21 protein-coding genes are annotated in these 20,276 nt (G+C 50.8%); 14 read left to right on the top strand and 7 right to left on the bottom strand.

What is annotated here, in order from left to right; translation table 11 throughout:
* The first annotated feature begins 1,592 nt into the window (after positions 1-1,592).
* Positions 1,593-1,844 carry a hypothetical protein gene (locus SynSYN20_RS12100; RefSeq protein ID WP_186523862.1) on the top strand — a complete coding sequence of 84 codons (252 nt, stop codon included), beginning with the start codon at positions 1,593-1,595 and terminating at the stop codon, positions 1,842-1,844.
* Between the two features lie 455 nt (positions 1,845-2,299).
* Here the strand turns inward: SynSYN20_RS12100 and SynSYN20_RS12095 are convergent, their stop codons facing one another.
* Positions 2,300-2,617: a DUF3303 domain-containing protein gene (locus SynSYN20_RS12095; protein ID WP_186523861.1), complete on the bottom strand. Its 318-nt coding sequence runs from the start codon at positions 2,615-2,617 to the stop codon at positions 2,300-2,302.
* A gap of 1,288 nt (positions 2,618-3,905) precedes the next feature.
* On the opposite strand from SynSYN20_RS12095, the gene SynSYN20_RS12090 reads away from it, so the two are divergent.
* Both SynSYN20_RS12090 and SynSYN20_RS12085 read left to right on the top strand, forming a co-directional pair.
* Positions 3,906-4,334, top strand: a complete 429-nt coding sequence (locus SynSYN20_RS12090; RefSeq protein WP_186523860.1) for a cupin domain-containing protein — start codon at positions 3,906-3,908, stop codon at positions 4,332-4,334.
* A gap of 157 nt (positions 4,335-4,491) precedes the next feature.
* Positions 4,492-4,809 (top strand): DUF3303 domain-containing protein, encoded by a 318-nt coding sequence (locus SynSYN20_RS12085; RefSeq protein ID WP_186523859.1) that lies wholly within the window; start codon positions 4,492-4,494, stop codon positions 4,807-4,809.
* 167 nt (positions 4,810-4,976) lie between these two features.
* Here SynSYN20_RS12085 and SynSYN20_RS12080 read toward each other — a convergent pair whose 3' ends face one another.
* Complete coding sequence (locus tag SynSYN20_RS12080) at positions 4,977-5,450, bottom strand: hypothetical protein (protein WP_186523858.1); 474 nt, start codon at positions 5,448-5,450, stop codon at positions 4,977-4,979.
* Positions 5,451-5,771: 321 nt separating this feature from the next.
* Positions 5,772-6,044, bottom strand: coding sequence for a DUF3764 family protein (locus tag SynSYN20_RS12075; RefSeq protein ID WP_186523857.1), 273 nt, complete (start codon positions 6,042-6,044; stop codon positions 5,772-5,774).
* A gap of 226 nt (positions 6,045-6,270) precedes the next feature.
* On the opposite strand from SynSYN20_RS12075, the gene SynSYN20_RS12070 reads away from it, so the two are divergent.
* The 6 genes from SynSYN20_RS12070 to SynSYN20_RS12045 all read left to right on the top strand — a co-directional run bounded on the left by SynSYN20_RS12070 (position 6,271) and on the right by SynSYN20_RS12045 (position 9,668).
* Complete coding sequence (locus SynSYN20_RS12070; RefSeq protein ID WP_186523856.1) at positions 6,271-6,513, top strand: hypothetical protein; 243 nt, start codon at positions 6,271-6,273, stop codon at positions 6,511-6,513.
* A 67-nt stretch (positions 6,514-6,580) separates the two neighbouring features.
* Positions 6,581-6,826 (top strand): sulfiredoxin, encoded by a 246-nt coding sequence (locus SynSYN20_RS12065; RefSeq protein ID WP_255476264.1) that lies wholly within the window; start codon positions 6,581-6,583, stop codon positions 6,824-6,826.
* An 858-nt stretch (positions 6,827-7,684) separates the two neighbouring features.
* Positions 7,685-7,831, top strand: a complete 147-nt coding sequence (locus SynSYN20_RS12060; protein WP_186523854.1) for a hypothetical protein — start codon at positions 7,685-7,687, stop codon at positions 7,829-7,831.
* A 626-nt stretch (positions 7,832-8,457) separates the two neighbouring features.
* Positions 8,458-8,682 (top strand): hypothetical protein, encoded by a 225-nt coding sequence (locus SynSYN20_RS12055; protein WP_186523853.1) that lies wholly within the window; start codon positions 8,458-8,460, stop codon positions 8,680-8,682.
* 88 nt (positions 8,683-8,770) lie between these two features.
* Positions 8,771-9,259, top strand: coding sequence for a L,D-transpeptidase (locus tag SynSYN20_RS12050; protein WP_186523852.1), 489 nt, complete (start codon positions 8,771-8,773; stop codon positions 9,257-9,259).
* A gap of 136 nt (positions 9,260-9,395) precedes the next feature.
* Positions 9,396-9,668, top strand: coding sequence for a DUF1651 domain-containing protein (locus tag SynSYN20_RS12045; RefSeq protein WP_006854405.1), 273 nt, complete (start codon positions 9,396-9,398; stop codon positions 9,666-9,668).
* A 911-nt stretch (positions 9,669-10,579) separates the two neighbouring features.
* On the opposite strand, the gene SynSYN20_RS12040 is transcribed toward SynSYN20_RS12045, so the two are convergent.
* Together SynSYN20_RS12040 and SynSYN20_RS12035 are read right to left on the bottom strand one after the other, a co-directional pair.
* Positions 10,580-12,226: a SulP family inorganic anion transporter gene (locus SynSYN20_RS12040; RefSeq protein ID WP_186523851.1), complete on the bottom strand. Its 1,647-nt coding sequence runs from the start codon at positions 12,224-12,226 to the stop codon at positions 10,580-10,582.
* Positions 12,227-12,229: 3 nt separating this feature from the next.
* Entirely contained in the window at positions 12,230-12,598 is a 369-nt protein-coding gene (locus SynSYN20_RS12035; protein ID WP_186523850.1) for a hypothetical protein, read from the bottom strand.
* Positions 12,599-12,713: 115 nt separating this feature from the next.
* Here SynSYN20_RS12035 and SynSYN20_RS12030 point away from each other — a divergent pair, with 115 nt between their 5' ends.
* The 4 genes from SynSYN20_RS12030 (at position 12,714) to SynSYN20_RS12015 (ending at position 17,664) form a co-directional block, all read left to right on the top strand.
* A complete protein-coding gene (locus SynSYN20_RS12030; RefSeq protein WP_186525636.1) occupies positions 12,714-13,694 on the top strand; it encodes a DnaJ C-terminal domain-containing protein in 981 nt (326 codons plus the stop codon).
* Between the two features lie 42 nt (positions 13,695-13,736).
* Entirely contained in the window at positions 13,737-14,738 is a 1,002-nt protein-coding gene (gene hemB, locus SynSYN20_RS12025) for a porphobilinogen synthase (protein ID WP_186523849.1), read from the top strand.
* Between the two features lie 107 nt (positions 14,739-14,845).
* Positions 14,846-15,247, top strand: a complete 402-nt coding sequence (locus SynSYN20_RS12020) for a VOC family protein (protein WP_186523848.1) — start codon at positions 14,846-14,848, stop codon at positions 15,245-15,247.
* The gene (locus tag SynSYN20_RS12015; RefSeq protein ID WP_186523847.1) at positions 15,247-17,664 is read left to right on the top strand and encodes an endonuclease MutS2; all 2,418 of its coding nucleotides are present in this window, start codon (positions 15,247-15,249) and stop codon (positions 17,662-17,664) included. The genes SynSYN20_RS12020 and SynSYN20_RS12015 overlap by 1 nt, the downstream gene beginning before the upstream one ends.
* A gap of 16 nt (positions 17,665-17,680) precedes the next feature.
* Here the strand turns inward: SynSYN20_RS12015 and SynSYN20_RS12010 are convergent, their stop codons facing one another.
* Positions 17,681-18,913 carry an ABC transporter ATP-binding protein gene (locus tag SynSYN20_RS12010; RefSeq protein WP_186525635.1) on the bottom strand — a complete coding sequence of 411 codons (1,233 nt, stop codon included), beginning with the start codon at positions 18,911-18,913 and terminating at the stop codon, positions 17,681-17,683.
* Between the two features lie 60 nt (positions 18,914-18,973).
* On the opposite strand from SynSYN20_RS12010, the gene cgtA reads away from it, so the two are divergent.
* Entirely contained in the window at positions 18,974-19,963 is a 990-nt protein-coding gene (gene cgtA / locus SynSYN20_RS12005) for an Obg family GTPase CgtA (RefSeq protein WP_186523846.1), read from the top strand.
* Between the two features lie 80 nt (positions 19,964-20,043).
* Here cgtA and SynSYN20_RS12000 read toward each other — a convergent pair whose 3' ends face one another.
* A complete protein-coding gene (locus tag SynSYN20_RS12000) occupies positions 20,044-20,262 on the bottom strand; it encodes a CP12 domain-containing protein (protein WP_186523845.1) in 219 nt (72 codons plus the stop codon).
* Positions 20,263-20,276 lie beyond the last annotated feature (14 nt).

The following is a 20,276-nucleotide window of genomic DNA, read 5'->3' as shown; positions in this document are numbered from 1 at the left end:
GATTTGAGGCAATGTCTAGTGAGCAAAGTGTCAACAAAACTCCAAGGAATTTACTGCAATTCTTAGCTGTTTTGTTCATATTCTTTAAAGTTAGTTGTTGGTTTGTGGTTGGTTTTGGTTTGGTGTGTGGTTGACTTATATATACGAATCAGACGAACCTATCGCGTTGTTTGCCAGTTGTCAACTGTGACAGTAATCTTTTTGGTTCCAGTTGTTAATGCTTTCACTTGCTGTTGATTCGTTCTTGATTATTCGAAGTCTTTTGCTTTATCTATTAGCGTCAATATCATTTGAATATAGTCATTATACGGCCTTGCATTAATAGCCTTTCTAGTAGTGGTTGGCTAGTGTTTTTGTCCTTAGCTGTCAGATTTCAATTGGTCTTGTTCTTGTTTTGGAAATTCCCAAGGACTTATTTTGATTTTTTCTATTGTTCCACTCCCTTCGCATTCTTACTTTTCCTTTTGGATGTTTTATGCGATTATTTTTTCTTTTTCTGTTAGGTGTGATCTGTGACGTCTGTATGTCTTCTGTGAAACTTGATTCTTTCCCTTTTGTTGGTGAGTGCTCTTATTGCTTCGAGCTTACGGGTTGGCCTTAATCTTAATACTCTTGTTTTATTGCTAGAGGATGATTGTCCTGTTTTGAGCCTATTCATGGGAAGCACTTTCTCTTTTCAATAGTCGTTGCTAAAGCCTTGGGCCTTGCGATGGACTACTATGCGCACGATTTATTTCTTGTTTACCGTTTTTCTGGCAAAGTCTTGTTTGCCTTGTCAAGTGGCAGCCCAGGTAAACTCTATAGCCCAGCTCGATAGTACAAAATGGTGTACATTTGATAAGTCTAATTCCATAGCTAGGTTGACCTATCGTAGTGATCTTAGCTATTTTTCAATTGGTAATACTTGTATGAGGTTTGATAAGGTTGGGAATGTTGGAGCTTGGAAGGTAGGTTTTGAATGGTGGAATCTGGAGCCAAAGAGTAGAGCAAGAGAATACGCCTTGGGCTCACTGGTTACAACAAAAGTTCTTGCCTATGAAGAAGCAAAATCTGCTGAGGATCGACCTTCTCCCTATGCGAGCACGACCTCCTCGTACTAGAGGTGCGGGATTTATTAATGTTGTAGATGGAAAAACATTGAGATTGTCCCAATTGGGTACAGGCAGCAATGGGGATGTGACCCTTCTTGTGTACTATCTCGAAAGAGTTGATTTCTTTCCTGATTTGGTCATGGCTTTGACATTCCCATCGCCTCAGAATTAAGCAGTGAACAGGATCAAGTGATTCGATTGGTTTTTGCTTATTTTTCTTGGTTCTAATATTAGTTTATATTCTGTTCTTCGTATAATGTATTGGCGATTTTGTTTTGCTTTCTGAGCGTTTCGAATTGTTTAACTGACCCGTCCATCTTGATGTGAGAAATTTCCTTTTTCTGGCACCATACCTCATACCTTGTCACACTACTTGCAACATCAACGCAACAACCAGCAAGATGCGTTACATCATTCCATCTCTTTTGGTTTCACAACGGCATTGACTGGGATGAGGAAGACTCAATACTTACCTTGGCCTACTGGGAAGACTGATGTTTCATGGATGGATGGACGGACGAACGTTGGGCGGATAGCACAGACGTGATGCTGCTGATGCGTCATGTTCACACGCACGGCTTTCATGCCGTTGGTTGCACGTGGCAATTGGCTAAGCAGCGAGGTGATCGAGGGATCCGAGGCATGGGATCTAAGAAATTTGCGGAGGCTGTTCAGGAATTGGTTTCTCTCGGTTATGGAGAGGTGGCGTGTGCCAAGCCCCTCACCTATCGGTCCGTCAAAGAGTTGGCATAAAAAAAGAAGGCGACTCAGCCTTCTTTGGGGGGTGTGAGGAGCCAAACCTTGTGAGGAGTTGGCTGATCACATGTTGCGGAAATTCCGCAGAACAGTCAATCAACTGATGCGAAGGGACTTGCCCAGCCCGATTTCTGAGGCATCAGCAATTCGTGAGGAGAACTTCTTCACGGAGTGTAAACAAGGCAACACGCCCAACAAGAAGCCGAGAGACCCTGCCTTTTGCGGGGTTTTCTTTTTTACTTGTGCACAGCTAAGCCCGTGCTGTTCGCTTGTGCTCATCCACGATGCTTTCATCACTGACGAGTGAATGCTGTGATTTACCGACCTTGCAGCCAACTCTGCCTCGGCAACGTGTGCTGTTTGGCATTGGTCACTAAAAACCCCGCTGGTGGCGGGGCGCAACGCACAAACTCGAATGGTTCCATTCCGTGCTCGTTTTGGTCTGGTGAAATTCAGTCTGTTGCGGCAGCCGCTTGAACTCCAGGCCACATCGCTGCGAACTCTTGATCAGAGACAACAGGGGTGACTTCGAACTCGATTCCAAAGCCCTTGATCCAAGGAGCAAGATGAGCCCATACCTTGCCGATATCGCATGCAACTGCAATCGCTATCCCTGTTCCACCAATTGGTTCACAGATTCGATATTTGAGCTCAAAGCCTTCAAAACAATCTCCAGGCCCACCAGCGTTGATGTATTCAGCAAATGGAGTGCAGGCATCCCAAGATCCTTCTACTGTTGGGAAGTTCCAGGCAATTAGATAGTGCTGCATTGAAGCCCAATAAATTCCAACCTTACTAGTTGCTTAATTTACTGAATGTTATCGATCAGACTGAAAGTTCTCGAGACTTCCCTCTAGTTTGAAGCCATAAGCTCGTTGTGCTCTATTCCCACCAATTAGGGTGCAATCCACTCCGGCTAGGCCGTCGGTGGCTTCTGTCTATTGAACCGATCATCTGGGAGGAATTAGTCGCTTGGCTCCAACCCGGTTTTTAGTCACCTAGTCGTTATTTCTTTCGTCAAGCCTGACAGTCCTTGCCTAGGCAGCGGTTCTAGGGGCCTGAGCTAACTGTCAATTGAAATCAGTTGGAAGCGACTGAGAGTTGAGCAGCTCTTGTGATGCCTTTGGCGGAAAACAGTAGTGATTCGCACCACGACTAGTCCAGACAAATATTTAGAACAAGGAGAGAGAAGCTTGCCCTCATGGAAATCCACACAGCCCATGGCGAACCCATTGGTGAGTTCATTTGTGAAGGTCGTCATAAGCCATTTCGTGCATTGGCTTGCCCAATCGGCCCCAGCTGTCGGCTCACAATCGCGAACGAACTTATTCAGAAGACCTGAATCAGGATGATCAAGCCAGAAAGAACGTACTCCACCCCCGGAAAAAATTAAATGTCATCTTGCCTATGAAGCAGAAAGCTTTCTCTCGGCAAGCACGTGCTCTTGCTGGTTGATCAGAGAAATATGTTCGGGGCTAACCGACAAAATATCTGATGTGCTCGAGAGTGCTTTCAGTTGCTAAGGAACCGATGTCTAGAAGCACTTGGCTCAAAAGACCAACTCGGTGCTCGGTAGCCTCTACATGGCGCTTCTCTCACCAGCAGTCAATACAGGCGCTGACATCACCCTCTGAGATCACGTCTAAAGAGTCCTCATCTGTTCTCAGGGTTATCTCATCCTCTCCGATGTAATTCAGTGTGTCTTTATGGTTGTGTGTTGCAGCTGATGCCTGCTTTGGCGAGTTATTTGTAGCCTAATATTAATCTGTATCCTTCTAACAAGCAGCGTAATGGTCGTTTATTGACATCCTTTTGCTAGCGCTTTGAGCAAGAATGTACGCAAGTGGACCACTTTGGTTTTATAGTATATTTAGGTCTATGATCGCAAAGTATTAATTCTAGGGAAACTTCAGTTCGCACGAATGTTCTCAAGGCTTAAGCTAGACATTGGCTTATGTCGCGATGAAAGCCGCTGATAATAGAAACAATCCGTCAGCCACTGCATAATGCATCCATTGCATTTAGCCTGAGATTAAATAGCTCTTTCTTGCAATGATTATGGTTTCTAAGCTTTTTGGTATTGCTGCTGCGTCCCTGCTGCTTTATTCGGGCCATGCACTGGCCTCACCCAATCCAGTTGTTGAGGAACTTTTCACGGCCAATCGAACTCTTGGGGGGAGAATTGTTGCCTATCCCGAGGGAACCCCAGAGATGCGGGTTTATCGGATCACTGTTCCTGTTGGGGCCAAGATCCCTTTGCATATCCATCCATCACCTGTTGTGGTGATGGTTGAGCAGGGAAAACTCAGCAATGTGAGGATCGTCGATGGTGCTGAGGTGACTGACACTATTGCTGCAGGAGAAGGCTTTCTTGAAGGCCACCCAGGTGAACCGCATTACGTCATCAACACAGGAACTGAACCAGCAATAAGCCTGGTCACCTTTGCCAGTGTGGAGGGAATGCCAAATATGGTTCGTGTTGAGTGATCAAGTTTCGTGCTGACTCCCATGATCTTGATTTGTCATGTGAGTTACACCTCGTAACGCCTAGTGCTAACGGGTTCATCAGTCAGTAAGTGGTGACTTAGCCAGTATTTTTAAGTTGCACTTGCTATCAAAAGATTGAACTTGTCTTTGACACGCCATGCAGATGTATCTCGCGGATTGTATCTTTCCTGATATTGAAGGGCAGCTCGCTGCTTACAAGAGTTTTTGTGAGTTGTGGGATTCAGGTGAAATGGCAAAGGCAGATACCTTTCCTGGCTTTGAAATGCTGTTTCGTGTTCATGCACCAGGAGCTGGTCGTGTGACGTGTTTGTTTAAAGCCGAAAGTGACGCACAGATTTTTGAGCACTTTGCTCCTTGGCGCGCTCAATTCGGCATTGAAATGGACTTCACCCCTGTGATCGGCTGCCAAGACGTTGTGGACCATCACAAAAAACTGGTCGCTAAAATGGCCTGAGCAATACTGCCGGATTGAATCATCTCCGGGGCCGCCTCGACTGGCTAGATGCGCGCCTATATATGGTTTGCGTCTGGCCCCAGAGCCAAGGCACAGTTTGTAGACGGCTCATCTTCACGCTGTCAATGAATGGTCATTCAGGGCTTAAGAGGTCTTGCTCATTGTCATTAATCATCGGGTTGGTATTGAGCAAGGTTGTTCAATTCCTTTTGCCAGATTTCTGAGTTGGGATCCCAAACAGGTTTGGAGTATGTGCCCTTCAATTCTTTCTGCGGTTGCTTGATTTCAAGTGATTCGTGGCATTGCTTCGCGACAAGAATTGATTCTTTGTGGTAGATCGTCCAAGGCACCAAAGTTTCACCATTCCAAATGGGTGGGAGCCCTGTTTCTCTAAAGATCTGATCAAACGTCTCAAAGTGTTTAGGTAGTTCTTCTGGTGTTACCGACGCCTCCGTCTTGGCTGTGTTCAAGGCGTGCTTAAAGGGAGCGGCTTCCATGCAGGCCTCAAAGTTTTTAGTCAGCGTCGTCTGATGGCTCCACGCTCTTTGCCCTAAAAAAACACCAACCAGAGCAAGAACCAGAGCCAAAAAAGCAGCAGCCATCACTGGTAGGTGTCCTGCTGATTGGTTGGTTTGTTCCATTGGTTTGGATTCAGTGGGTGCATTGTGGATTGGTGTGGTGATGACCCAAAATCATGCTGAGGAACATACCCTCGCCTCCAAGTGGTCCAAGGAAGACGCTCTCTATAGATAGGGGTACTTTGCCTTCATTTCTGGTTTCGATGCCATCGCGCTTTGCAAGCACTAGGCGAGTTCCGCAATGGTCACCGGGCTCCAAAGTCTGTGCATCTCAAGAGGCCTATCCTTACAGCCGTCCACAAGGGCGAAACGCTCACTCTTAGCTCCTAAACCATCAGGCATACTCTGTTTGGGTGGGCTGATGGTGTGTCAAGCACTAACAAATTAGTGGTCTGAATAAGCTCTGATCACTGTACTTTCAATAATGTGCCCTGAGCTGCGAATCATCTCTTTGTTGTCCTCAAAGATCTTCTGAGCCACACCAATGGGGGCTTGTTGGATTGCACAGATCTTGGATGGATCGTCTTTGCTAATTCCACGAAAGATTGATTTTATACCAACTGCCTCGTGCATCTTTGCGACGTCTTCGCTGTCATAAATAGCAGCCCATGTTGCAAAGGGAACGTTCAGATTGAAAGTCCAGATCGTGGTTTCCATGGTTGACACTATTTCGATCATTAGAGCACATGCATTTTGGCTTCGTTGGTTGCTGTTGTTACAATGACTCTGTGCTTGCCGATAAGAATGATTCTGTCAGGCATTTCAGGAGGGTACCTGAGATTTTGTGGGCATCGAGATTGTGAATTGGATTTAAAGAAGCATCTCAATTGACTTGTCTTTTTATTGCCGTTCAGGCAGAACGGAGACAGTTCAGGAGCAGCGAATGTCTTCCGTACGCAACCGCTCGCAATCGCACTTCAGCCCTCAGGTGAATCAGCGCGTCCTTCAACATGATCTGGAAGGGGCGACGGAAGCCCTGGCAGCCTTTGATGGTTTCGAATCTGCAGGCCCAGTACTGCAGTCCACCGTTTTGCAACGGCCAAGGGGGCCTCAACAGCGCAGCCTTCTGCAGCAGTGGCTGAAACAGGCCCGCAACCTCTTTGCATCCGTTTGCTCTTGGCGATGACGGTTGTTAGAGATGGCGACATCACTTCATTCCAACAAAAGGCCGATTGATGAAAAGGTGCGTTCCAGTGCCGATTGAGGCCATTAATCGCCCTCATGAGAGCTTGATCGATGAAGGCAAAGTCGTTGATCTGATGAAAATTATCAGTGAGATTGGGCTTCTGGAGCCTGTTGATCTCATTGAGTTTGAGGGTAAGTTGTATGGATTCAATGGTTGCCATCGATATACAGCACATAAGCGTCTGGGCTGGACAACGATTCAGGCGAATATCCGCCATGTTGACCGGGCTACGTTCCGTCTTCATTTGATGTGATGCACCGGTATAGAAGGAGTATTGGCGTTAAACCTTCAAGGTAAATATAGCTGTGGGCAAAAGTTTGCTCTGGATTTAAAAGAAGCAAAGCAAGAGCGGCTTGGGGTGATTGTTTTGTCGTTTAAATTTCAATCTAAGTGTACTCTGTCTGCTTTATAGAGCTTGTTTTGAACTAGAAACTTCTACTTTTGAGGCCTGCACTTTTGACATTGGGAAATGCTGTTTTTGTGATCATCGGGAAGCGTTAGAAAATATGGATCTATGTCGAATTCATAGCCGCAATCACAAACGACGTGGTATCGAAGCTTTTTTGATTTGACGAGTCTTGTGAGTAGGGTGATCCTTCCATATTTCTGTCCTGATTTGAATCTTTCGAGTTTCCTTTCTCCAAGTGAAGCTCGATTGACCCGTGCTTTAACTAAGCAATTCCGAACTGAATTTTCGCTTCCTTTCCCGATGACTTTGGCGATTTGAGAAAAGGTTCTTCCTTCTTCAACGTACAGGCGCTTGATTTCTTCAAATTCGCTTTGAGTGAAACCAGATTTTCCTGCCACTAAAGGTTTTCCCGACTTCAGTACCAAGTATCTCAGGGCTCAGCCCACGGTCTACAAATGTTGTGTGCTCCCCACGGACCATGGATCGCTGCCTTTGATCCGCGAAGAGCTCGCTGTGATGATCTTTTGGGGTTTCGAACGCAGTGGACTGACCAAGGAGCGGTTGTTACACCATCGAATGTTCGGTCCATGGCTTTCAGATTTGCGTTTTCCGCCTTATATTCAAAGGACGTTGGTCCCCCCATAGGGGACGCAGTTCGATCTCAAACAAGCAACGGGGTTTGAGACGCTGTTGGTCGTTCCCATGAACACCCTCCTCCTGATCAAAGAGAAAGAGCTGAAGGCACAACGCCTACAGGATGCTCAGCGCTGGTTTGCTGCTCATTCAGAGGGCATTGATTACACCTCTGCGCATCTTTCCCCAACGAAGCTTGCTTCTGTTGGAAGCTGATTTTGCTCCGATCTTTAAGATTCACCCCGCTTTCAGTGGGGTTTTTTATTGTTTGATCGGTTTGGCGATTGCCTAGATGTCTGAGCCTTGAAGGAAGCTCTACTTCTTTGCGCTCGAAGATGTGAGCTGTCACAACCAAAGGGCTTCTATGACAAACCCTTTGGTTGTTCTTAAGGCATTAGCCCGTTTTCGTGTTCTTGGCCGCTTATCTCTTTTTGCCGATTCGGACCATGCGTGGATTCAGCGGGCAGGCCAAGGCGTGGAAGGGTGTATGTGTTCCGTCATGGATCAGGCTTCCCATTGGATGGGAGTTTGCACTATCGAGCTTCATTGCTTGGGAATATCACTTAATTGTTCTAATGAGCCGAGTATCCCTTCGGCGATAGGCATATCTGCCCATCTTTGATGCAGCCCCTGCGATGCTTGTCATACAACCGGTAGGAGCTGTTTCAAGGGCATTCCTTAAGGTCATTATTTCAACAAATTGCTGCGGCCATCAGTGGCCATCTTTGTTCGATCGCCGGTTGGCCCACTTGTCGGGATTGTCCTTTGTTGTCTTAAGTAAAACTGTATTTGCTGCCAGTGTTGGGTCTGCCTGTCAGCTTGGATGAAGATGCACCGGGTTGATGTCTAATTCATTCTCATTTAAGCCAGCAATTGAATTTGCAATCTCCCAAGACAAGATTAAGCATGAGGATGAAGTGGATTTGTCTAAAAGCTCTGTTGGGATCGACGCTGTGGTTTTGCGAAATGCTGATGGTCAGGTGTTAGCAAGTATCTATAAAAGAATTATCAAAGAATATGAGGAGTCTAAACGTCTTGAAGAAGGCGATCAAATGGTTGATTCTTGACTCTTGTCTTTCAACTTTCCTTCGTTTGATTGTTGCTTCTTTGGGTTGTTAATGGATGTAGAGTTCTCAAAACCCTCCTATTGACTCAATGCGTCTGCCAAAGCCTCTTTTGAATGTGTTTTTGGCCATGTCGGTTGGCTGCATTTCCTTGGTTAGTTCTGCTGCGCCTGAGGCTAAAGCTGAGATCGAAATTGAGGTGAGCCTCAAAGAACGCTACCTTTGGCTTAAGGACTCAGGAACTGTGGTTAAGAGATATCCGATTGCGATTGGGGCGCCTGAGTCACCAACGATTCCAGGTGTCTTTAGCATTCTCAAAAAAGTAAAAGACCCTACTTACTATTCAAAGTCTCATCATAAAGTCTTCCCTGCTGGACCAAATGACCCAGTTGGTGTTCGATTTATGCCTTACTTAAAGTCTGCTACGGATGGAAAAGTTTATGCCGTTCACGGAACGGCATGGCCAAGGTGGGTTCATCTTCGTGCGGCTGCCAGTTTGGGTTGTATCAGAATGCTGAATAGTGACGTCATTGAGGTTTTTAATCAGGTTGAGGTAGGCACTCCTGTTGTGATTCGATAGGGAGCTTCCCCATTCGGAATGCTTTGGTTTTGTAATGGCGTCAATGGATGTGGTTCATTTGCTCCTGAATCAGTACGTATATCTTTTGATGATTATTAATTCTGCCGATTTCCGTTAAGGCTGTCATAATTAATGGATGCCACGTCTTCGCCCCGATTCCAAGCGTTTGCCAGACATTCCTGGTGGTGAGGGTTGGCTCTCCAACGAGCTTCAACAGCAGCTGGTGCATTTTCAGTCTGCTGGCAACTCTGCTGATGGCGAATTGATTGCTTTAAGGACGTTTCAATGGAAACCGCCCTATCCACCAGTTCCCCTTTCACGCCGTCGGATGCTTCGTCATCAGGCCGTCGATACCTGGGACACCATGCGCGAGGCCGGGTGGCAGCGCTGTTACCCTCCGGTTCGATAAAGGAAGCCAAGATAGTCCTGGAAGATGATGGAAATTTTGCTTCAAGGTTGGACCAACATTTTTTGATGGATGGCCAAGAACCCTTGGGTTTGTTTGGTCGTCGTTGAGTAGAGGTTTCGCAGATCGTTGCTTTTTATTGGACAGCTTCGTTCTCAGCAATTTGCAAATGCATGTTGCGCCATGAAACGAATTGATGAGCTTCATCAATGAAGCCTGTTTTATTGACTTGGGTGCTTCATAACTGATTTGTAGCTTGTCGTTCTGGTCAATGGCTCATCGTTCTTCACTTTCTGACCGAAGCCCTTCTGCGACCCGTGCTGTTTACGATATTGCCATCACCGGTGGCATTTCCATTACCCTCCTAGGTATTGGTGCCACGATGTTCTTGGCATTCGCTGAGGCATCATCGAGACCATACGGCCATTGGCTTTCCGGACAAATTTTCTTCTGACTTTTTTGTTTAGAAATTGCTTAGACGTTTAATATTTGTATTCATTGTTGCCTGTTAACTTGGCCGATACTTTTCACTCTTTAGTTCGTCTAACTACGTTGAAAAGAAAGGTATGAATAATAAAGTTGTACCTTAGCTTTAAGGTTGATGTTTATTGGCTTTGCTGGTGGTTTCTTAGGTGTTGGATGTCTAAGGGATATCAGTATGCGAGATGGTCAAATGGTTTTGCACAACCGATCGCTCTGTGCCTTTATCGATTGTTTTGCTCTTCGAGCTCGGCTTCTCTAGCGCCGAGGACGAGAGCAGCTAAAAATGGCGCAATGGCAAGAGCTGTGAGGATTTCCATGGAATTTTTATTCGTATAAATATTTTGTCGAGAATCCCTATCTGCCGCGTGCCCAAAGCTACAGCGCCTCATTGTTGAGTATAAATACTTCCATCTGCTGCTGTTTTGATGCCTTTAGTGCGGATCTAGTTCTTGAGCTGCATAGGTCAAAGCTTCTCTTCTGCTTCCAGTGAGTTCCTGGATACGGAATTGTTCCAGACGCGCTTTGACCTTTGTATTGGCGCCCGCGATCAGGACTTGACGTTCGTGGTGCTCTGCTTCCTCCACCATTCTTTCGATCGCCAATGTGGCAGTGATTCCAAGATGTGGAACGTCTGTTACATCAAGTAAAAGTATTTTGTATTGCCTGATTTGGGTCATGCGCTCGCTAATCCCTTTTGCGGCTCCAAAGCTCAGTGGTCCCTCCAAGCGAAACAGCATCAGTGCATCTCCGCAACGATCGAGTAGATGTTTCTCTTCTTGATCGAGCTGAGAACTGTCTTCTGAACTCATGCTTTCCAACTGATGCGTTGTGATCGATTCAATGGTCAAAAGGTTGGCAACGAACATGCCAACGAGGACTGCACCGATGAGATCCCAGAATACGGTCATCAGTAAAACACCCCACATCACAAGTGCCGTTTTGATGGATAGACGGTGTGCTCTTAATAGGAATCCCCAGTCGATAATATCCAGGCCTACTTTAATTAATATCCCAGCTAGCAATGACTCTGGAATGCTTTCGGCTAGTGGCCCAGCGCCTAGCAGCAGCACCAGCAAAAAGACTGAATGTGCCATCCCTGAGAGTGGAGTTCGTCCTCCTGACTTGATGTTTATTACCGTTCGCATCGTTGCTCCGGCCCCAGGTAGGCCGTTGAACAGTCCAGCAACGCTGTTGGCAATTCCTTGTCCGATCAGCTCTCGATTGGAGTGGTGACGAGTTTGGCTGATGTTGTCGGCCACTAATGATGTGAGCAACGAGTCAATGGCACCAAGTACCGCGAGCACAAGACCAGCGCGTAATAAGACGGGGAAGTGATCTTTGAGATTCGGCAGGCTGAAATTCAATCCGCCTTCTGGAATGGTTCCAATTCGGGGGATCCCGTCTTGAAACAGCAGCATGGAAAGAGGTGTAATCACTACCAATGCAATCAGTGGTGATGGAACCCAGGTGCTGATTCTCTTGGGGGTTAAAAACACTACTGCTAGCGTCAATGCGCCTACCAGTAATGCAGCTGTATTGGGATTAAATTGACCAAAGACTGTTCCGAGCGAAGTGATCACTCCTCCCTGGGTTTTGATTCCTAATAAGGGCCCAATTTGCAGGCAAAGAATAATTACCCCTATGCCAGACATGAACCCCGATACCACGGAGTAAGGAACCAGAGTGATGTAGCGACCGAGGCGCAGAACCCCCATCAGGATCTGAATGAGGCCGCCGATTATGACGGCTCCCATAACAAGTGGGAGTAGCTCATTGCTCCCAAGCTCTCGAGAGATTCCAACGGCTGCGAGTGTGCCAATCACACCGGCAACGGTGACGCTCATCGGTCCAGTAGGCCCTGTGACTTGCGCAGGGGTACCGCCAAAAAGAGCGGCTAGAAAGCCCGTAATGATTGCTCCGTACAGCCCGTAAATGGCTCCGCCTGGTCCTAGTGCTGCGTTTCCGAATGCAAGGGCTAGGGGTAGGGCCACTACGGCTGCCGTGAGGCCGCCCAGTAAATCTCCTCTCCAGTGCCTCCAGCTGAAGCCGTGAACTAAGGCCAGTTTTGGAAGCGCCATGGATTAAGGACGGGCTGGCATGGATGTCCACACCTTGAGTTGCTCGAGGGTTTGAACTCCTTCTCTGCGCTCCCCGTTCTCAAGAATCCAGGTGGGATATGCGCGAATCTCGGCTGTTTTACAGGCTGCCGCTTGAATTGGAAGTTCCTTGGGTTTCGCGCATTCCACGTAAGGAAGTTTGTTGGCTGCATCGCCAAACAATCTGGTTTGCGTGATGCAGGCAGGACAGCGCCAAGAGCCGTAGTACAGCGCCTTGCTTGTCTTGAGGTGGTCTGCCAGGTCTGTCGCATTGGGTGATGCGGCTACTGGAAATGGCAGCGCGAAAGCCGCCAGAGATGCCAATACGGGCAACAATTTGTTGATTTCAACCATCTTCTAAATCTAAGAACGCTCTGCCGTTCGGGCATCCCGCCATTGCTCCGGTTCGCATCCACGGACGAAACTGTTCTTTGGATCTGATGCGCAGCCCTACGGGTTGATGAATTCCATGGCCGGCAGTGGCTACCGCGATTACTTCAAAGTGCTGGGTGTGGAACGCAGTGCTGACGCCGACACGGTGAAGCGTGCTTTTCGCAAATTGGCTCGTCAGTATCACCCCGATGTGAATCCGGACGATCAGGACGCAGAAGCGCGCTTTAAAGAGGTCAGTGAAGCCTATGAGGTGCTTTCCGATCCTGAGAAGCGCCGTCGCTATGAACAATTTGGCCAGTATTGGAACCAGGCAGGCATGCCCGGTGGTGGCTCAGGCCCTGCAGGAGTTGATGTTGACTTTGGCCGCTACGGGAACTTTGATGATTTCATCAATGACCTCCTGGGCCGTTTCGGTGGTGGGGCTGGAGGTGGTTCTGGTCCTGCCGGATATGGCGGAGGATTTGCAGGAGGTGGCTTTCCCGGTGGCGGTTTTCCTCGCGGTGGATCGAGAGCCCCAATCAACCTTGATGCAGAAGCTTCGGTCAAAGTGACGTTCTCGGAAGCGTTTCGAGGCGGAGAGCGCACCTTGTCTGTCAACGATGAGCGGGTTCAAGTTCGGATCCCCCCTGGCGTGAAAAGTGGTTCGAAGCTTCGGCTTAAAGGCAAGGGAAATGTTCAACCGGGTACGGGTCGTCGAGGTGATCTTTATCTTGTGATTGAGGTTCAACCGCATCCGATCTGGACCCTGGAGGGTGATCAGTTGCGAGCTGAATTGCCCGTTGCCTTCGACGAACTTGCTCTTGGTGGCATGGTCAAGGTCATGACGCCCGATGGTGAGGCAGACGTCAACATTCCCGCGGGTACAGCTCCAGGGAAGAGCCTTCGCTTACGAGGAAAAGGCTGGCCAGGAAAGTCAGGCCGTGGAGATCTCCTACTCACCCTGGATCTTCAATGGCCCAAGCAGTGGTCAGATGAACAGCGTGAGCTGCTTGAACAGCTTCAGACCAGCCGAGACGGAGATCCACGCCAACAATGGATCCAGAACGCCAGCCTTTGAGGCGGGATTTACGATTTCAGCATCTGTTGTCAGACCTTATTAATGGAGATCACCTATCGCCCCCGCCGTTTGCGTCGCACGCCTGCCCTAAGGGCCATGGTGCGCGAAAACCAATTGCTTCCAGCTGATTTCATTTATCCGCTGTTTGTGCACGAAGGCGCTGAGGTTGAGCCGATCGGTGCCATGCCAGGTGCAAATCGCTGGAGTCTCGATCGCTTGAGTGCTGAGGTTCAGCGTGCCTGGAATCTAGGGATTCGCTGCGTGGTGCTTTTCCCCAAGGTGGCTGAAGGCCTGAAAACTGAAGACGGTTCAGAAAGTTTCAATGCCAACGGTTTGATCCCCAGGGCGATTCGTCAGCTCAAGAGGGATGTTCCCGAGATGGCGATCATGACCGACGTTGCCCTCGACCCTTACTCCTGTGATGGCCACGACGGGATTGTGAGCCAAGAAGGCATCGTGTTGAACGACGAAACCATTGAGCAGTTGTGCAAGCAGGCCGTGATGCAGGCGGAGGCCGGGGCTGATCTCATTGGACCGAGCGACATGATGGATGGCCGCGTTGGCGCCATTCGTGAAGCCCTAGATGACGCCGGTTTCGAGCACGTTGGAATCATCAGTTACACCGCAAAGTATTCCTCTGCTTATTACGGCCCGTTTCGCGAGGCGCTCGATTCCGCTCCACGAGCAACTACTGAGAAGGTCATCCCTAAAAACAAAGACACCTATCAGATGGATCCGGCCAATGCTCGTGAGGCCATCACGGAGGCCCAGCTTGATGAACAAGAAGGTTCCGACATCATGATGGTGAAGCCAGGGTTGGCTTATCTGGACATCATCTGCCGCCTGCGTGATGAATCAGAGCTTCCGATCGCTGCTTATAACGTCAGTGGCGAATACTCCATGGTGAAGGCGGCTGCCGAACGTGGATGGATTGATGAACGTGCGGTGGTCCTCGAGACCTTGCTGAGCTTCAAGCGTGCAGGTGCCGATTTGATCCTCACTTATCACGCTTGTGATGCTGCCGAGTGGCTTCAGACGCGTTGAAGGCGGCTTGCTCATAGGCGGTCTGGGTCAAGGAACGGTCTGGCTCGTGGCGTCACTCACAGATGGTGATTGACACACCAGAATGATCCTCATCTTTCATCGCATCTATGCCAGCAGTACAGCGCCTTGGCCACGTCGCCATCCGTGTGCAGGATCTGTCACGTGCGATCGCTTTTTACTGTGATCTCGGCATGCGCTTGGTATGGAAGGCGGACGACTGGTGTTACCTCGAGGCGGGAGAGAGTCGAGATGGATTAGCCCTCCTGGGACCCACCTACAAAGCTGCAGGGCCGCATTTTGCCTTTCACTTTCGCGATCGCGCTGAGGTTGATGTGGTCCATGATCACTTAAAAGCGTCTGGGGCCAGCGTTGGGGCGGTGCATGACCACAGAGATGGCACAGCCTCCTTTTACTTCCGGGATCCAGATGGGAACTGGCTTGAGATGTTGTATGAACCTCCCGGTGGAATCCCTTCCAACCAAATGGAGGCATCGGCGGGTCTCTCTTAATGACGTCTGAATCCCGCACGACATCAGCTCCTCCTTCGGTTTCGATCCTGGAAGAGACACTGGAGTTGCTGGAGTGGCCACGGTTGTGCCAGCACTTTTCAACATTTGCCAATACACCACAAGGGCGTCAGCACTGTTTGAAGGGGCAGCTGCCAGCTGACCTCGAAACCACGCTGACCCTTCAAACAAGGAGTATGGAGCTCGCCAGCCTGGACGGGCTCCTTGATGGCGGATTGAGTTTTCAAGGGGTGTACGACCTCGAGATGGTGGTGCTCCGCTGCTCCAAAGGAGGAACGGCGTCAGGCGAGGAGTTGTTGTCTGTGGCGCACACACTCGCCGCCGCCCGACGCCTACGTCGTCAGATCGATGACCCTGATTTAAGACCTGACTGTTCAGCTCTGCTAGAGAACGTGGCGACACTTCCTGAGCTCGAACAGCGTTTGAAATTTGCCCTGGAAGAGGGGGGGCGCGTTGCGAATCGAGCGAGTGAATCGTTGGAAGAGTTGCGTCTCCAATGGCAGGTTGCACGCCAGGAACGGCGTGATCGTTTGCAGGCGGTTGTGAGGCGCTGGGCGTCTTTGTTGCAAGACACCGTGATTGCCGAACGCCATGGAAGGCCGGTTCTAGCGGTGAAGGCTGGTGCCGCCTCTCAATGTCCAGGAATGGTTCACGACAGCTCTTCGTCTGGCAACACTGTGTTTGTTGAACCGAAGACTGTGATTGGTCTCGGCAATCGTCTGGCCGCCCTCGATGGCCGAATCAGAGAGGAGGAGCGTCGGGTTCTGGCGGAGCTCAGTGCTGCCGTTGCAGAGCAAATCGATGCGATCGCTCGCTTGATGGCTGTGCTGTTGAAGTTAGATCTGGCCTTGGCGAGGGGGCGTTACGGCCAATGGCTTGGTGCCGTACCACCCCGGCTTGATGCTCAAGCTGATGCTCCATTTCAAATTCTGGAGCTGCGCCATCCCCTATTGGTTTGGCAGCAGCGCAAGGAGGGTGGCGCACCTGTGGTGCCCGTGAGCGTTGAGGTGTCGGAGCAGTTGCGGGTTGTTGCCATTACTGGACCCAATACCGGTGGCAAAACAGTGACGTTGAAGAGCATTGGCTTAGCTGCATTGATGGCCAGAGCCGGCATGTGGATTCCGTGCAACGGCAGTCCCTCACTCCCTTGGTGTGCACAGGTTCTTGCAGATATCGGCGACGAACAGTCGCTTCAGCAGAGTTTGTCCACGTTTAGTGGTCATGTGAAAAGGATCGGAAGCATCCTTCAATCCATCGCCTCTGGACCGTCTCCGGCATTGGTGCTGCTCGATGAGGTGGGCGCTGGTACCGATCCCAGTGAAGGCACAGCCCTGGCGATTGCGTTGCTGCGCAATTTGGCCAATTGCGCCCGACTCACGATTGCCACCACCCACTTTGGGGAGCTCAAAGCACTCAAGTACAGCGATTCACGCTTTGAAAACGCTTCGGTGGCCTTTGATAGCGATTCCCTTTCTCCGACGTATCAGCTGCTTTGGGGGATCCCAGGACGCAGCAATGCGTTGGCGATCGCAACGCGTCTTGGTTTTGACAGCGGCGTGATTGAACAAGCGAGGCAACTGTTGAAGCCAAGTGGGGATGGCGATGTCAACGCTGTGATCCGTGGTTTGGAAGAGCAGCGGCAACGCCAACAGGCCGCGGCGGAAGATGCGGCTGCACTCTTGGCTCGGACTGAATTGCTGCATGAGGAGCTCCTTCAACGCTGGGAGCAGCAACGCAAAAACTCTGCGCAGCAGCAGGAGTTGGGACGGCAGCGTTTGGAGAGTTCGATTCGTGATGGTCAACAAGAGGTGCGTCGTTTGATTCGCAGGTTGCGGGATCAGAAGGCCGATGGTGAAACCGCTCGTCGCGCTGGTCAGCGGCTGCGCAAGCTTGAATCCAACCATCGCTCCGTTCCAGAGCGTCGTCTGCATCCGGAATGGCGCCCCTCTGTGGGCGAGCGCATTCGCCTGCTTGCTCTCGACAAAGCAGCCGAGGTGCTGGAGGTGTCAGACGATGGTCAGCAACTGAGTGTGCGCTGTGGCGTGATGCGCAGCATGGTGGATCTTCAATCGGTGGAAAGCCTGGATGGTCGCCGAGCTGCACCGCCTGAGAAACCTGTGGTGCAAGTGAAAGCGCGGAGAGGAGTCGGCGGCTCCCAGGTGCGTACCGCTCGGAACACGGTGGATGTTCGCGGCCAGAGAGTGCATGAAGCTGAAGCCGCTGTGGAAGAGCTGCTTCGTGGTGCCAATGGTCCGGTTTGGGTGATCCACGGGATCGGGACGGGTCGCCTGAAGCGCGGCTTGCGTCAGTGGCTCGATTCACTCCCGTATGTGGAACGGGTTGGTGATGCTGATCAGGGAGATGGCGGTCCAGGTTGCAGTGTTGTTTGGGTGCGCTGATCGCTGATCGCTGATCTCAGCTCAGTAGGGGTAGTTGAGGCTCGTCGCTATCGACGGGCGGGAGCTCTTGTAAAGCAATGGCGTCCCCAGCCTCATCAAATAACCTCCAGCCATCTGGATCGGCTTCTAAGTGAATCGATCCACCAATCGAAACGTTCAGGCTTGGATCGGCTCGCACTTGTACGAGGTGGTCCCCATCCAGCAGGCGGCAGGTGAGCAGTTGCTCATTCCCTAAAACCTCACTGTGACTCACTTCGGCTGGAAGATTTCGGTTGGTGGCTGGTGCAACATGCAGATGCTCAGGACGGATCCCTCCGCTTAGCCGTTGGCCTTCGAGGTTCTGAAGTAGGGCCCTAGTGGGCCCCTCCACATTGAGGCGTCGGTCCTTCAGCATCAATGTGGCACCAGGCCCAACATGGACGGGCAGCACATTCATCGGTGGGCTACCGATGAATTGGGCCACAAACAGATTGGAAGGCCAGCGGTACAACTCCATCGGAGTACCCAATTGCTGCAGGTGTCCCTGGTTAAGTACGGCGATGCGGTGGCCCATGGTCATCGCCTCCACCTGGTCGTGGGTGACGTAGATGGTGGTGGTCCCGAGTTGTCGCTGGAGGTCAACGATCCGGGCGCGAGTGCTCCCGCGTAATTTTGCGTCGAGATTGCTCAGCGGTTCATCCATCAGGAACACCTCTGGCTTGCGGGCCATGGCCCGGCCCAGCGCCACCCGTTGTTTTTGTCCCCCAGAGAGTTCCTTTGGTCGGCGATCGAGGAGCTGATCCAATTCGAGAGATTGCGCCACATCCTGAATGCGCTTCTCGAGCTGTTGCTCTCGATGCGAGGGAATCCTTAGAGCCGCAGGGAGACGGCGTGTGTTGCGATGCAGTTGGTCCTGGAGCTGCTGCAAATTCGTGCGCTGTTGGCTTCTCCTCAGGCCGAAGGCCAAGTTGTCGCGAACGCTCAGATGGGGATAGAGCGCATAGCTTTGAAACACCATCGCCACATTGCGCTTCGCTGGCCTCAGGCCTGATACGGGTTGGTCTCCCACCAGGATTTCTCCAGAGCTGGGGGATTCCAGACCTGCCATCAGTCGCAGAAGTGTGCTTTTGCCGCAGCCAGAGGGACCCACCAGCACCAGAAATTCGCCGTCAGCGATGCTGAGGGAGAGATCACGAATCACCTCAACAGGCTTGCCCCCCCCACGGGACGGATAGTTCTTGCTGAGTGCCTCGAAGCGAACTCCGGCCAAGCTCTTGTCCTCGTACTCTTCGATCCTAGGGTTGGGAATTGGCCCCAACTGAGGCTTGCTGTGCAGTTCATCGACCAAGCGCGCATTTCCGTGCGGGGTGGCCGTGGTGGTGACGGCATCATGGCCTTCCGTCGAGAAAAATATGTTCCAGCTGGAGGGCCTTCTGGTGGTGATGGAGGCCAGGGCGCGGATGTGGTGTTGGAGGCAGATTCCAACCTGCAAACCCTTTTGGATTTCAAATACAAACGGTTATTCGCAGGAGATGATGGGCGCAGGGGAGGTCCCAACCGTTGCACTGGGGCATCAGGCCCGCCGTTGGTGATCAAGGTTCCATGTGGCACGGAGGTTCGTCATATGAGTACGGGAGTCGTGCTCGGTGACCTCACGACACCAGGAGAACGTCTCACCGTGGCGTTTGGGGGGCGGGGCGGGCTTGGCAATGCCCATTACCTGAGCAATCGAAATCGTGCTCCAGAAAAATTCACTGAGGGCCGTGACGGCGAAGAGTGGCCGTTGCAGCTGGAGCTCAAGCTCTTAGCCGAAGTGGGGATTATTGGGCTTCCGAATGCAGGGAAAAGCACCTTGATCAGTGTTTTGTCTGCCGCTCGACCCAAAATTGCCGACTACCCGTTCACAACCCTGATCCCGAATCTTGGTGTGGTGCGCCGCCCGACAGGAGACGGCACCGTGTTTGCTGATATTCCAGGCTTGATTGCTGGTGCAGCCCAGGGCGCGGGCTTGGGCCACGATTTCCTGCGCCATATCGAACGCACCCGACTCCTCATTCACCTTGTGGATGGCGGAGCCGAAGATCCCTTGCTGGATCTCCGCGTTGTTGAAAAAGAACTTGAAGCTTATGGACATGGGCTGGTTGAGCGCCCCAGAATTCTGGTTATTAACAAGCAGGAGCTCATTCAGGAAGAGGATCTGGAGGGGATCGTTTCTGCTTTGACCGATGCCAGCGGGCGCACTCCTCTCCTGATCTCGGCAGCGATGAGTCGCGGCTTGACTCAGATGTTGGATCGTGTTTGGAGCGAATTGGGGATCTAGGGCTGGATGCTGGATCGAAGGCGCTGCATAAAAAAACCTGCCTTGAGAGGCAGGTTCATTACCAAGAGGGGCTCGATGGCTCAGTCGTCGTAGACGCGGCACTCGTCGGCGTCTGGGTTTGCATCGCAATACAGCTCGAGTGAGGTGGGATCGTGCTTGTCCTCAGGATTGTGCTCCTTGTATTCCTCAAGAGAATGAAGCTCGTCCGTCAGGTGACGCACCTTTGCTTGGTCGCCTGAAGCGCGAGCTGCTTCAATCTCTGACTGATCTTTCTTGATGTGCTCGTCGATGGATTTCATGGAATCGGCGGCTC

The sequence above is a fragment of the Synechococcus sp. SYN20 genome (assembly GCF_014279555.1).
Lineage (GTDB): Bacteria > Cyanobacteriota > Cyanobacteriia > PCC-6307 > Cyanobiaceae > Synechococcus_C.
This window is presented reverse-complemented; position numbering and strand designations above follow the sequence as displayed.